The 13361-nt window shown below is 60.2% G+C and carries 16 protein-coding genes; 3 read left to right on the top strand and 13 right to left on the bottom strand.

Annotation, left to right across the window (positions count from 1 at the left end):
* The first annotated feature begins 118 nt into the window (after positions 1-118).
* A complete protein-coding gene (locus tag I6L34_RS16660; RefSeq protein WP_047435963.1) occupies positions 119-1285 on the top strand; it encodes a type III PLP-dependent enzyme in 1167 nt (388 codons plus the stop codon).
* A gap of 88 nt (positions 1286-1373) precedes the next feature.
* Here I6L34_RS16660 and I6L34_RS16655 read toward each other — a convergent pair whose 3' ends face one another.
* On the bottom strand, positions 1374-2342 hold the full coding sequence (locus I6L34_RS16655) for a calcium/sodium antiporter (protein ID WP_216955011.1): 969 nt from the start codon (positions 2340-2342) through the stop codon (positions 1374-1376).
* Positions 2343-2470: 128 nt separating this feature from the next.
* Positions 2471-2944 (bottom strand): peroxiredoxin, encoded by a 474-nt coding sequence (locus I6L34_RS16650; protein ID WP_124929956.1) that lies wholly within the window; start codon positions 2942-2944, stop codon positions 2471-2473.
* Positions 2945-3099: 155 nt separating this feature from the next.
* On the opposite strand from I6L34_RS16650, the gene I6L34_RS16645 reads away from it, so the two are divergent.
* A complete protein-coding gene (locus I6L34_RS16645; RefSeq protein ID WP_216955010.1) occupies positions 3100-4026 on the top strand; it encodes a phenylacetate--CoA ligase family protein in 927 nt (308 codons plus the stop codon).
* A 91-nt stretch (positions 4027-4117) separates the two neighbouring features.
* On the opposite strand, the gene yfcD is transcribed toward I6L34_RS16645, so the two are convergent.
* On the bottom strand, positions 4118-4600 hold the full coding sequence (gene yfcD, locus I6L34_RS16640) for an NUDIX hydrolase YfcD (RefSeq protein ID WP_101529834.1): 483 nt from the start codon (positions 4598-4600) through the stop codon (positions 4118-4120).
* Positions 4601-4803: 203 nt separating this feature from the next.
* Here yfcD and I6L34_RS16635 point away from each other — a divergent pair, with 203 nt between their 5' ends.
* On the top strand, positions 4804-5022 hold the full coding sequence (locus I6L34_RS16635; protein ID WP_005338403.1) for a DUF1107 family protein: 219 nt from the start codon (positions 4804-4806) through the stop codon (positions 5020-5022).
* 52 nt (positions 5023-5074) lie between these two features.
* Here the strand turns inward: I6L34_RS16635 and I6L34_RS16630 are convergent, their stop codons facing one another.
* From I6L34_RS16630 to I6L34_RS16585, 10 genes are all read right to left on the bottom strand, one after another.
* Complete coding sequence (locus tag I6L34_RS16630; RefSeq protein WP_005338404.1) at positions 5075-5389, bottom strand: DUF2845 domain-containing protein; 315 nt, start codon at positions 5387-5389, stop codon at positions 5075-5077.
* Positions 5390-5577: 188 nt separating this feature from the next.
* Positions 5578-6189 carry an FKBP-type peptidyl-prolyl cis-trans isomerase gene (locus tag I6L34_RS16625; protein ID WP_005338405.1) on the bottom strand — a complete coding sequence of 204 codons (612 nt, stop codon included), beginning with the start codon at positions 6187-6189 and terminating at the stop codon, positions 5578-5580.
* Positions 6190-6339: 150 nt separating this feature from the next.
* Positions 6340-7065, bottom strand: coding sequence for a copper homeostasis protein CutC (locus tag I6L34_RS16620; RefSeq protein WP_110302688.1), 726 nt, complete (start codon positions 7063-7065; stop codon positions 6340-6342).
* A 41-nt stretch (positions 7066-7106) separates the two neighbouring features.
* Positions 7107-8009 (bottom strand): ROK family protein, encoded by a 903-nt coding sequence (locus I6L34_RS16615; RefSeq protein WP_193859576.1) that lies wholly within the window; start codon positions 8007-8009, stop codon positions 7107-7109.
* Positions 8010-8117: 108 nt separating this feature from the next.
* Positions 8118-8624, bottom strand: a complete 507-nt coding sequence (locus tag I6L34_RS16610; RefSeq protein WP_005338408.1) for a GNAT family N-acetyltransferase — start codon at positions 8622-8624, stop codon at positions 8118-8120.
* A complete protein-coding gene (locus I6L34_RS16605; RefSeq protein WP_005358873.1) occupies positions 8612-9418 on the bottom strand; it encodes a M48 family metallopeptidase in 807 nt (268 codons plus the stop codon). The genes I6L34_RS16610 and I6L34_RS16605 overlap by 13 nt, the downstream gene beginning before the upstream one ends.
* Positions 9419-9599: 181 nt before the next feature.
* Positions 9600-10574: a PstS family phosphate ABC transporter substrate-binding protein gene (locus I6L34_RS16600; RefSeq protein WP_005338411.1), complete on the bottom strand. Its 975-nt coding sequence runs from the start codon at positions 10572-10574 to the stop codon at positions 9600-9602.
* A gap of 178 nt (positions 10575-10752) precedes the next feature.
* Positions 10753-12048, bottom strand: coding sequence for a phosphate regulon sensor histidine kinase PhoR (gene phoR, locus I6L34_RS16595; RefSeq protein WP_005338413.1), 1296 nt, complete (start codon positions 12046-12048; stop codon positions 10753-10755).
* Between the two features lie 8 nt (positions 12049-12056).
* Positions 12057-12746, bottom strand: a complete 690-nt coding sequence (gene phoB, locus I6L34_RS16590) for a phosphate regulon transcriptional regulator PhoB (RefSeq protein WP_005338414.1) — start codon at positions 12744-12746, stop codon at positions 12057-12059.
* A 102-nt stretch (positions 12747-12848) separates the two neighbouring features.
* Positions 12849-13259 (bottom strand): VOC family protein, encoded by a 411-nt coding sequence (locus I6L34_RS16585; protein ID WP_120415021.1) that lies wholly within the window; start codon positions 13257-13259, stop codon positions 12849-12851.
* Between the last annotated feature and the right edge of the window lie 102 nt (positions 13260-13361).

The following is a 13361-nucleotide window of genomic DNA, read 5'->3' as shown; positions in this document are numbered from 1 at the left end:
ATCAATTTATGCACTGTGTTCGGTTGGTCCCACCGGACCGCTCGCCTGACCCGGCCGTCGCCGGTTCAATCGCATATGGCTTGGGCATATCACGCCCCCTAAGGATGACCAAAAGAGAATGAACGAGACCCTGGTTGCAAAAGATGTGGTCGCACAAGATTACCGTCAGCTGGTTGAACAATTCGGCTCCCCCCTGCTGCTGCTCGACAAGGCAGCCGTCCGCAAACAGTATCGGGCCCTGGCCGCCGCCTTGCCCGATGTACGATTGCACTATGCACTCAAACCCCTGCCCCATGAGGCGGTGGTCTCTGTCTTGAAGGAAGAGGGGGCCTGTTTCGATCTGGCCACCAACGGCGAAGTGGATCTGGTGCGCAGTCAGGGGGTTCGCCCGGGACGTTGCATTCATACCCATCCCATCAAGCGCGACAGCGATATCCGTTATGCGCTGGAGTTTGGCTGCACCGTGTTTGTCTATGACAACCCGCTGGAGCTGGAGAAGTTCATTCCCTACAAGGACGAAGTGAAACTGCTGCTGCGGGTCAGCTTCCCGAACCCCGAGACCAAGGTCGATCTCTCCAAGAAGTTCGGCTGCACTCCGGAGCAGGCGCTGCCGCTGCTGCAACTAGCCCACGCCAAGGGGATCAAGGTGATGGGGCTGTCGTTTCACGTCGGCTCGCAAGTGCCCCATGCCCGTCGCCATGTGCAGGCCATCGACGCCTGCCGCGAGATCATGGAGCAGGCCTGGGCGCTCGGGCTCAAGCCCTGGGTGCTGGATATCGGCGGCGGTTTCCCGGTGGATTATGAAGGGGGCGAGTTCGATATCGATGGCTTCTGCGCCCCGATCCGCGAAGCGCTGGCCAAGTTGCCCGCTACCGTGCAGAAGATTGCCGAACCGGGCCGCTTTATCAGCGCACCGGCCATGACTTCGGTTTCAAGCGTGATGGGCAAGGCCCACCGCGGCGACAAGATCTGGTACTACCTGGATGACGGCCTCTACGGCAGCTACAACGGCCAGCTCTACGACCACGTCACCTATCCGGTGAGCACGCCTTATGCCAGCGGCGAGCAGCACAACTCGGTGCTCTCCGGCCCCACCTGCGACAGCGTGGATGTGATCCGCGATGGCATCATGCTGCCGGATCTGGCTATCGGCGAACTGGTGATTGGCAAGGTGATGGGCGCCTACACCTGGGCCTCGGCCTCCACCTTCAACTTCTTCCCCAAGGCGAGCATCCTCATTCTGGACAGCAGTCAGAAGGGGCAGAAGCTGGTGGCAGTAGCCTGAGCACACCGCTCGCTCGCCAACAGGTTCACTGGGCAAAAACAAGAGGGGGAAGCTTGAGCTTCCCCCTCTCTCATTTCACCAACCCCTATCAGATAAACTGACTGGTCAGCAGCCAGCCTGTGTAGGCGACGAAGCAGGTCAGCAGCACGCCCCCCTCCAGCCGGTTGATGCGGCCTTGGCCCTTGCGGCCCAGACACATCACCAGCAGCAGCAGGGTCAGCCCCATCATGATGCTCCAGTCACGGGTAAGCACCTCCGGCGCCACATCGAGCGGGTGGATGCCCGCCGCAATCCCCACCACCGCCAGGGTGTTGAACAGGTTGGAGCCGAGCACGTTGCCAAGGGCCAGATCATGCTCGTTCTTGCGAATGGCGATGAGGGACGAGGCCAGCTCCGGAAGGGAGGTTCCCACCGCGACTATGGTGAGACCAATCACCAGATCGCTGATACCGAGTGCCTGAGCGATGGTCACCGCCCCCCAGACCAGCAGGCGGGAAGCACCGATCAGCAGCACCAGCCCGACCACCAGCCAGAAGATAGCACTCTTGAGGGACATCCCCTCGCTCTCGATATCCTCGGTGGTCTCGCTATCCAGCGCATCTCCCTTGCCATTCATGCCAGCCCAGATAGACCAGCCCATCAGAGCAACGAAGACGGCCCCCAGAATGACCGCATCCATCCGGCCCAGATGACCATCGATCAGCAGGGCGCCGGAGAGCAGGGTAATACCGAGCAGGATCGGGATCTCCTTGCGCACAACCTGAGAGGCCACCGCGATAGGGCTGATCAGTGCCGTCAGACCCAGGATCAACGCGATATTGGTGATGTTGGAGCCATAGGCGTTGCCGAGCGCCAACCCGGGATTGCCCTGTGACGCCGCCAGCGCGGAGACCACCATCTCCGGGGCCGAGGTACCAAAACCGATGATCACCATGCCGATCAGCAGCGGCGGCATCCCCGCATAACGGGCGGTGGCAGCGGCACCGTCGACAAACTTGTCTGCACTCCAGACCAGCAGCGCCAGTCCGGCAATCAGGGCAACAAAAGCCAGGGTCATAGGATCTTCATCTCTTGTTATCTGCAACGAAGCGCCAGCCCGAACGGGCAGGCATCATGGGGGAAAGTGGCGCCAGTGTAGCTGTGCCACCTTCCCTTTCAAGGGGAAATCAAACCGTGATTAACATTTCACAGTGCAGCCAGCAGGCTCGCGGCATCGGAGACCTCGAACTTGCCCGGCGCCTCCACAAACAGCTGCTCGACCACACCATCGTTGGCGATCAACGCAAAGCGCTGGGCACGGATGCCACCAAAGGCGCCGGTATCTTTGGCCAGATCCAGCGCCCGGGTCCAGCTGCCGTCGCCATCCGCCAGCATGGTGATCGCCTCGGCATTCTGGGCCGTCTGCCAGGCCCGCATCACGAAAGCGTCGTTGACCGACAGACAACAGATGGCATCCACCCCTTTGGCCATAAACTGATCGGCCAGCACCACATAGCCGGGCAGATGAGCATTGGAGCAGGTGGGAGTAAAGGCGCCGGGTACCGCAAACAGCACCACTTTTTTACCGGCGAACAGCGTCTTGCTATCCCGCAGCTGCTTGCCCTCGGCGGTGATAAAGGTAAATTCGCCAGCAGGCAGGGGTTGTCCTACAGCAATCATGATTTCTCGTCCTGAGTCGTGATGGGAAGTCGCCAGTTTATCCCAGAGTGACGATGCCGCCTAACAGCGGCTCTGAGCCTGACCATGGATAGCGGCAGGCATTTTCCCCTTGGGCAGACTACTCTTGAGCTGGTTTCACGGCGCCAGGAGGCCCCATGCAACACTATTACGATGGTCTGGAAATTCGTCCCCCTGCCATGCGCGAACAACAGCAACTGGAGCAGCTCAATCATCAGCTTACCCATGTCAGTCAATATTGCGCCGGTTACTCCAGCGCCTATCGCCAGTGTCGCCTCGAGGATCTGGCAGAGCTGGCCACCCTGCCACTGCTGGACAGCAAAGAGCTCTTTGCCGCCCAGCAGGCTCATCCCCCCTTTGCCGGTCTCACCGGCCGCCCCGCCAGTCAGGCGTTGCGGGTCTTCTCCTGTCCGGGCCAGCTGGCCATCCCCGAATATGCGGGGGCAGACTGGTGGGGGGCCGCCCGAGCACTGTTTGCCGCCGGCTTCAAGGCGGGGGAAGTGATGCTCAACGGCCACGACTATCACGCTGGCCCCACCGCCTTTATCTTCGATAACGGCGCCCGCCAGCTGGGGGCTCCCGTGGTACCCTGCGGCCCCCACGATACCCAGCGCCAGCTGGAGGCACTGCTGCGCTATCAACCCACCGGCTATGTCGGCCCGCTGGTGACCCTGCTCGACCTGCTGGAAGCGGCCGAAGCGGCGGAGATCCCGAGCGACTCGCTGCGCCGCGCCCTATTGTGCGAAGCCACCCATCCCGAAACGGCACCACTGCACGCCATTCACGGCATTGCGGCCCTCAACTGTCTGGTGTGGCAGGATGTGGGGGTGGTGGCCTACGAGAGTCAGCCCGGTCAGGGCTTTATCGTCAATGAGAGCTGCATCGTTGAAATCATCGATCCCGCCAGCGGCAATCCCGTGAGTGGCGATGAAACAGGCCAGCTGGTGGTGACCCGGCTCGATCTGGAGTATCCATTGCTGCGTCTGACCACCGACTGGCAAGGGCACTGGCTCGCCAAGCCGAGCGCTTGCGGGCGCACCAACCGGCGCCTCAAGCTGGTGTAGCAGACCAAGTAAATGCACAAAGGCAGACGGGCAGCCATCAGGCTGCCCGTCTTGTCTCTGAACTGGAAAAGAAAATATCTAAAGAGAGACGTTAGCGTCTCGCCTGCCAGGTGGCGATGGCGAGCAGGGAGTCGGGGGTAAATTCGCTGGCACGCTCGGCAATCTCGGCCAGGCTCATCCAGTGCACCGCGCTCACCTCTTCGGCCTGCAACTGCAGCGGCCCCTGATAACAGCAACTGAAGAGGCCGCCCCAGACCCGGTAGCCCTCCCCTTCCGCATAAAAGCTGCCAAAGCCCTGCAGGGGAACATCCATAATCCCCAGCTCTTCGGCCAGCTCGCGCCGGGCGGAGCGCTCCATCTCCTCACCGGTGGTGACCACGCCACCGGCGCAGGCATCCAGCATGCCGGGGCAGAAATCCTTGCTGAGGGTTCGCCGCTGCACCAGGATCCGATCCGCGTCGTCGAGCACCAGAATATAGCTGGCGCGATGGCAGAGATTCTCTCGCCGCACCTTGGCTCGCTCGGCCACGCCAATCACCCGGTTATCCTCGTCCACCACATCAACCCATTCCACGCACAGGCCCTTTTATTTGTTCCATTCAAGCCCGCAGTATATCGGTGCGGTGGTTTGCCATGGCACAACTTTTTCGATGATGCCGTCAATTTGCCGAGCTCACTGGCAAAATAAGGATTCATGCAAATCTTTATAAACCGTCATATCAGTGTCATCGACCGACACCATAGTGTGCCCTGTCCAGGCAATCAGGGAACCGTGTGATGAAGGTATTCAAGCAGTTATCCCCACGGCAGATCGCTCGCTACATCAAGAGCTTTCATCGAGGCTATTTTGCCATCGAGTCGCTGGGGACATTTGAATTCAACGCGGGCAGGATCAGCCTCCATGGCCTGACCTGCCGCCAGCGGCTAAGACTGGCTCGCCAGATCAATCTGGCTGTCAGACAACTTGGTCACCGCGACCCCTTGCCGGACATGTGAGTCAAAGGGTCTTGCCCTACTGTCTGTTGTGCATCCATGCTTTGCCCGCCGGCTACTGGCCGCGCGGGCCGTTTTCGATATCGGTAATGATGCCGTTGCGCACCGTCACAAAGCGCATGAACTCGTTCTTGCCGAAGTTGTAGGTCCAGCGTTCACCATATTTGACCTGCACCATGTTGCCAAACTGGTTCTCCTCGTTGCGATTGAGCTCTTCACGCAACATCGGCTCACCGCACTTGAGCAGCATCTCGGCGGTGGTGTCTCCCTCGGTGATCAGGGCGTTCTTGCAGCGCATGGCATCAGCACTGGCCGGAATGCTCAGCAGCAACAGAGCAAGCCCCGCTACTTTCTTCATCTTCTTGCTCATCGGGTTCTCCTTATCCTCTCTAATGAGTCGCAGTATGCCTGTTCCCGTTTCTGAAAAAACCAGTAAAAAGCGCAAAAGAGCAGCCCTTTTCTCCTTTCCAGCCCGCTGGTCGCGACAAATGCTGTCTATCACATAGCCCAAAAACAAACGGCGACCCGAGGGTCGCCGTTTGCATCAAGCCAGCAGGATCACAGGATGTCCAGCAGCTCGACTTCAAATACCAGTGCAGAGTAAGGCGGGATAGAGCCCGCGCCACGGGCACCGTAGGCCAGATCGTGGGGGATGTAGAGCTTCCACTTGGAACCAACCGGCATCAGCTGCAGCGCTTCAACCCAGCCAGCAATCACGCCGGTCACCGGGAATTCAGCCGGCTGGCCGCGAGCGACGGAGCTGTCGAATACGCCACCGTGGGTGAAGGTACCGTGGTAATGCACACGCACGGACTGACCGGCTACCGGAACGGCACCGTTGCCTTCTACCAGCACTTCGTACTGCAGACCGGAGTCGGTCACCTTCACTTCAGCGCGCTTGGCGTTATCAGCCAGGAAGGCTTCGCCGTCAGCAGCGGCGGCCTTGGCGGCGGCTTCCTGCTCTTCTTGCATACGCGCAGTGATCACCTGGAAGGCATCATTGATATCGTCACGGCTGACCGCGAACTCCAGACCATTCAGGGCATCTGCCAGACCTTGTTGCAGGGCCGGGATATCCAGACCGGCGAAAGCTTGCTGCGCCAGCTGATCACCCATGTTGCGGCCGATGCCATAGCTGGCCTTCTGTTCGATAGAGTCGTATTGGGACATTGAGATGTTGCTCCAGATCCATGTAGTAAAGAGGCGGGATAATATCAGACTTTTGGCCGGGGTGCTGCCGGGGGCGCCCCTGATTTCCCCGTCAGTGGGAGGAACTTCACACAAGATGCGGATGAACGCCGCCCAACGGCGGCGATCTGATTAACCGCGATCCAGCAAGGCTCTGACCGCAGCCACCTTGGCGCCATCGGTGATATTGACCCGACCATCATCCGAAGTGCCCATATTTACGCCATGGGGCACCATGCCACCGCGCCAGCCCATGCCGGACATATGCACTTCGCTCACTCCGGTGAACTCGATGATGGTACGCACGTTGTCGGCATTGACCCCGGCCCCCGGCATCAGGCTGGCACGCCCCGCCAGCGCCTGTTGCATCTCCTGCAGGGTTTCCAACCCAGCCAACGCGGTCGGCGCATGGCCCGAGCTCAGAATGCGCTCGCAACCGGCAGCGACTATGGTCTCCAGATCCAGACGCCAGTCGGAGGAGAGGTCGATGGCACGATGGAAGGTGACCCCCAACGGCCCTGCTGCATCCACCAGCTGTTTGAGCCTGGCGGCAGGCACCCGCCCCTCCTCATCCAGCAAACCGACCACCACCCCTTGCAGCCCCGCAGCACGTGCGGCCGCGATATCTTGCAGCATCATCTCGAACTCGCCGTCGTTGAAGCAAAAATCCCCGGCACGCGGGCGGATCATGGCATAAACCGGCACGGTGGCGTGGCGGGCTGCCTGCTGCATAAAACCGTAGGAGGGGGTCAGGCCGCCCAGACCCAGCGCAGAGCAGAGCTCGATGCGATCCGCCCCGGATTGCTGGGCAGTAAACAGGGATTCCAGGTTGTCGATACAGATTTCAAGACGGGTCATGAGGACTCCTTTTTCGGGGAGATCAGACCCCACATCTGATCTCATAGATTGAGCAAGGCTGCGCCACGCACACCACCTGCACCGCCGAAGCGGGCCTGGCGGATCTCGGGCAGGGCGACCCCGGGCAACAAGTGACCGGGCAGACGCAGCGGCAGCTGTTCATAGAGGGTGGGCAGGCCGCTCAGGCCGCCCCCCAATACCACTACCTCGGGATCAATTACCGAAATGGCGGTGGCAAGCCCGGCGGCCATGATCTCCAGCCAGCAGTCGACCGTCTCGACCGCATGGGGTTCATGGGCCTCGAAGCGCCCCACAATCTGGTGACCCGTGGCGCGCTGGCCATGGAAATGGTGATAGAGACGCTCCAGACCGGTGCCGGAGGCATAGGTTTCAAAACAGACCAGACGGCCGCAGCCGCAACGGGGACGGGGCAACTCGGGGTACTTCATCAGCATGGTCGCGGGCAAGGGGTAGTGACCAATCTCGCCAGCCAGCCAGTTGCGCCCCTGAATAAGCTTGCCCGCCAGATAAACAGCGCCGCCGATGCCGGTGCCGATGGTGACACCAAGCGCACTGCCAGCGCCATCGGCTGCCCCTTGATGAACTTCGGACCAGAGGAAGCAGTTGGCGTCGTTATCCACCTTGACCGGCCGCTCCAGCAGTTCGGCCAGATCGGCCCCCAGATGGCGACCATTGATGGAGGGCAGATTGGCCGCCACTATGCTGTGATCGTGGCTGTTGATGACACCGGGAAAACCGATACCGACCGAGCCCCGAGCCCCGAAGCGGGCATCTGCCTGCTCGACCCGGGAGCGGATCAGCTGCTGCAACCCCTCGTAATCGTTGCCCGGGGTACTCATGCGCTCCTCGTGGCAGAGGTTCAATGCACCGTCATAGACCGCGAAGGCGATCTTGGTGCCACCGATATCAAAGCCGTAATACATGCCAGCACTCCCTTGTCAGCCCGTGTTTATCCAACTCTGTTCCAAGGGGGACATTGTATTAATTCGCAAAAAAAATAAAGTGACCGAAGGCGAAAAACGGGAGAGTGATCAGAGCAAACGGCTCATTTGTCGCTGCAGGCAGGGCTGCCCGAGGCTTATCAGGGTGCGCTCCTCGCCATCAAAGACGAAGCCGCGACGCAGGTAGAACCCCTCGCCGATGTGGTTGCCATCGAGCAGCCACAATTTGACGCTATGGCAACCGGCGCGGCGCATCTGCATCGCCACCGCCTGCCACAGCCGTTTACCATAGCCTTGTCGCCAGTGGTCGGGATGGAGGTAAAAAGCGCGGATCAGGGCATGACTCTGCCCCGCTTCCTGCTGTGGTTGCCAGTAGAGCAGGCCAATCACCACCTCATCGAGACAAAGCAGCATGGGCCTTGGGCCCGGCTCGGCCAGACGGCTCTGCCAAATCTGCAGATGGGCGGTGACATCGAGCTGCTCCAGCAGGTCAGCACCGAGCACCTGGCCATAGGCAGCGAGCCAGCTGGCTCGCTGCATCACCGTCATGGCAGCAGCATCGTCGCTGCGCGCCATACGCAGGCTTATGCCTTGCATTGGGGCACCAGACCGTTGGCGCGGGCCTGCTCATAGAGCGGCAGCACTTGCGCCTGTTGCGCCTGCAACTCGGCGATCCGGTTCTCGTTGCTCGGGTGGGTGGAGAGCAGTTGCGGCGGGGTGTTGCCACCGGCGGCGGCACTCATGTTTTGCCACAGGGGGATCGCCTCGGCCGGATTGAACCCGGCGCGCGCCATCAGCTCAAGCCCCAGCCGATCCGCTTCGCTCTCCTGAGTACGGCCATAGGGCAGCATCACCCCCACCTCGACCCCGAGGCCAAGGGCGGCCATGGTGGCGCCGCGATACTCGCTGGTGCCCATGGCAATGTCCGCAGCCGCCAGACCGATCCCCGCCAGCTGGCTGCGCGAGAGTCGTTCGTTGGAGTGCTGGGCCAGTACGTGAGTCAACTCGTGACCGATGACGGTCGCCAGCTGATCCTGATTCTTGGCCACCTTGAGCAGGCCGCTGTAGACCCCGATCTTGCCGCCGGGCAGGGCGAAGGCGTTGACCTGTTTGGAGTCAAACACCACCACTTCCCAATTGGTGATGCCATAGCTGGCCGGCACCTGGGCGGTCACCGCCTTGGCGACACAGGAGACATAGGCGTTGAGTTTGGCATCCTTGCTCACCTTCTCCTGCTTTTTCATCTGCTCGAAGGAGTCGGCGCCCAGCTGGTTCATCTGCTGGGGAGAGTAGAGCAGCATCTGGCTGCGGCCGGTCGGCGACTGGGCGCAGGCGACCAGCAGGGAACTACAGAGGGCTACCAGGCCAAACTTGGTGAGGGACGCAATCATGAAGGGATCCTTTGCCATAACGTTGCCCTATTCTCGGAAATGCCGCCCGGCTACGCAAGGGAGCCGGCCCCCGGCTGGCGGAAAAATATCCATCCAGCGCTATTAACAAAACTGACAGCCGACAAAAACAAAACGAGCCCGCTTGGGGCTCGTTTTATCAGGGCATGCTGACTGCAGGCAGTTACATGATCCCCAGCTTTTTCAGGTCAGCCTGTACCACCTTGGCCGGCACCGGCACGTAGCCATCTTTGGCAACGATGTTCTGGCCTGCTTTGGAGAGCATCATCTTGACGAACTCTTGCTCCATCGGGGAGAGCGGCTTGTTCGGATGCTTGTTCACGTAAACGTACAGGAAGCGTGACAGCGGATACTTGCCGGTGATGGCGTTATCGGAGGTCGCTTCGATGAAGGTCTTGCCATCTTTGGAGAGCGGTACTGCACGCACGCCGGAGGTGACATAACCGATACCGGAGTAGCCGATGCCGTTCAGGGAGGCAGAGACAGACTGCACCACGGAGGCAGAACCCGGCTGCTCGTTCACGCCGCTCTTGAAGTCGCCGTTACACAGGGCGTGCTCCTTGAAGTAACCGTAGGTACCGGATACGGAGTTGCGACCGAACAGTTGCAGATCCTTAGAGGACCAGTTGCCGTCCAGACCCAGATCAGACCACTTGGTGGCAGCCTTGGCTTCGCCGCACTTCAGGGTGCTGGAGAAGATGGCATCGATCTGCGGCATGGTCAGCCCCTTGATGGGGTTGTCCTTGTTGACGAACACCGCCAGGGCATCGACTGCAACGCGGATGGCAGTCGGCTTGTAGCCGTAACGCTTCTCGAATGCTTCCTCTTCACCGGCCTTCATGGCACGGCTCATCGGACCGAACTGGGCAACACCTTCGGTCAGTGCAGTCGGCGCGGTAGAAGAACCGGCGGCCTGGATCTGCACGTTGACGTTGGGGTACAAGCGCTTAAATTCTTCGGCCCACAGGGTCATCATGTTGGCCAGGGTGTCCGAGCCGACAGAGGACAGGTTGCCCGAAATGCCGCTGGTCGGTGTGTAATCCGGCAGGTCTTTATCCACACCGGCAGCCAGGGCGCTGACAGAAAACAGGGTTGCTGCGGTGAATCCGATTACACCAGCCAGTTTGTTGAGTTTCATCCAATCTCTCCAAAGTTACAGAAGGTCCGTTCTTAAGACGGCGCCAGTATCTGACCTGGCAGTGACAAATTTATGGATTTAATGTGACACTTTAATGACATGGCGACAGATTTGAACAAATGAAAAGAGGGCCCGTTCAAAGGCCCTCCTTTTGCAGCTAACTCATTGCCATAAAAGACTATTTAATCACCACCATGCGGCTCGGAATGAGAAAGCTGAAGCGGCTGCCAAGGCCGACCCGGCTCTCGATATCGAGCTGGCAGTCGTGATGACTGAGGGCATGCTTGACGATGGCAAGGCCCAAGCCTGAGCCGCCGGTATGGCGCGAGCGGGCCTTGTCGACCCGATAGAACCGCTCGGTCAGCCGCGCCAGATGCTCGGGGGCAATCCCCTCCCCTTCATCGCTCACGGCAAACAGCGCCATCGCCCCCTGCTTGCGCCACTCCACGGTAATTTTTCGCCCCGCCGGGGTGTAGTGAATGGCGTTGTAGACCAGATTGGAGACAGCACTGCGCAGCTGCTCCTGATCCCCGCGCACCAACAGATTGGGCTGCACCACAAATTCGAGCTGGTGGGCCCGTTCGCCCGAGAGCGCTCGCGCCTCCTGTTCCAGCAGCCCCAGCATGGCAGGCATGTCCACCAGATGGGAGAGATCCACGGTCGGGGCCGCCTCGATACGGGAGAGGGTGAGCAGCTGATTGACCAGATTATCCATGCGGATGGTCTGCTCCATCATCACCCGATGGGCCTTGGCCCACATGGCGGGCGGGGGCGGCTCCTCGGTCATCTCCAGATAGCCCTTGAGCACGGTCAGCGGGGTACGCAGCTCGTGGGAGACGTTGGAAACGAAGTGCTTGCGAGTCTTCTCGAGACTGCGCAAGCGGGTGACATCCCGTACCACCAGCATCGCCTGATCGGAGGCGTAGGGCATGATGCGAAACTCGAGAAACTTCTCCTCGTTGACCGGGGAGTGCATCTCGAGAGGCTCGTCATACGCCCCCTTGCCCAGATAGGCGTTAAAGGCCGGATTGCGAATGAGGTTGCCGATATGCTGGCCGGCATCCTCCGGCCAGCGAAAACCAAGCAGTTGCTCCGCCAGCCGGTTGCACCAGAGGATGCTGCCATCGGTGCGAAACACCACGGCGGCATCGGGCAGCGCCTCGGCACCCTCCCGGAAGCGGCGGATCAGCCCCGCCAGCTCGCGGCGACGGGCACGGTGACGCTGCTGCAGCTTGTAGATACCGTTGAAGATGTACTCCCAGCTGCCATTGCCGCTGGGGGGCACCAGGCTGCGGTCGTGCCACAACCAGTCAGAGAGCCGCTTCTGGAAGCGATAGTGCCAGCCCAGATGCAACACTGCCGCCACCAACAGGCAGAGGGCAAGATGATCAATCAACCAGCCAACCAATGCGAAGGGGGCGTAAAAAAACGCCATTCGCCACAACTGTCGCCGCCAGGCGTAAGGTTGCAACATAACTGCCTCTAGAGACGGGTTGAGAAGCGGTATCCGGCTCCACGCACCGTCTGGATCAATCTGTCGTGCCCTGTCTCTTCAATCGCCTTGCGCAGGCGACGAATATGCACATCCACGGTTCTGTCCTCGACGTACACATTGGTACCCCAGACATTATTGAGCAGCTGTTCACGGCTGTAGACCCGCTCGGGGTGAGTCATAAAGAAGTGAAGCAACTTGAATTCGGTCGGCCCCATGTCGAGCGCCTTCTCTTCGGCACTGACCCGGTGGGAGACAGGATCGAGTTTCAGCCCCTGCACCTCGATCACCTCGTCTACCGAGGTGGGCGACACGCGGCGCATCACCGCATGGAGGCGAGCGGTCAGCTCCTTGGGCGAGAACGGCTTGGTGATGTAGTCGTCGGCTCCGGCCTCCAGACCACGCACCTTGTCCTCCTCTTCACCGCGAGCGGTGAGCATCACCACCGGGATCTGGCGCGTCACCTCATCCTGCTTGAGCTGCTTGATAAACTGGATGCCACTGCCGCCCGGCATCATCCAGTCGAGCACGATGAGTTCGGGGTAGGGTTCGCGCACCTTCGCCAGTCCATCGGCGTAATCTTCCGCTTCAATCGTCTCATATCCCTTCTGCTCCAACACGAAGCAGAGCATTTCGCGGATCGGTGCTTCGTCCTCGACCACCAGAATTCGCTTAGCCATATCCCTTCTCTCTCCTCTGTGAAGATGGGTGCGCCAATTATTAGAATTTTCTGTGACACTTTTATGACTTTATGACAGGCGGGATGATAAACGTTTTCAGATTCAGTTGGCAGCAGTACGTTGCAACAAGTCCCACCGGTTGCCGCTGATATCCTCAAACACCACCACGGTGCCATATGGTTCATCGCGGGGCTGTTCACAAAAATGAACACCGTACGCCTGCATACGCTGGTAATCCCCCCAGAAATCAGTGGTCTCGAGGAACAGGAATACCCGACCACCGCCCTGCTGGCCGATGGCGGCCTGCTGCTGCGCATTGGCCGCTTGTGCCAGCAGCAACGCGGAACCGGGGGCGCCTTTGGGGGCAACCCGCACCCAGCGCTTGCCCGGTTTGCCCGGTTCATCGAGCCGAGTGTCCTCCAGGAGTACAAAGCCAAGTCCCTCGGTAAAAAAGCGAATAGCCTGATCGTAATCAGCCACCAGCAGGGTCAGCGCCCCTATGTGTTGTGACATGGCAGAAAAACCTCAACAGATGAGTCAACGGGCGCAAAGCCCCGGCAAGGGCGCATCATAGCGGCTGGGCGGGCAGGGCTCCAGCCATCATGTGCGTCTTGA

The organism is Aeromonas sp. FDAARGOS 1404 (genome assembly GCF_019047085.1).
GTDB lineage: Bacteria > Pseudomonadota > Gammaproteobacteria > Enterobacterales > Aeromonadaceae > Aeromonas > Aeromonas veronii.
This window is presented reverse-complemented; position numbering and strand designations above follow the sequence as displayed.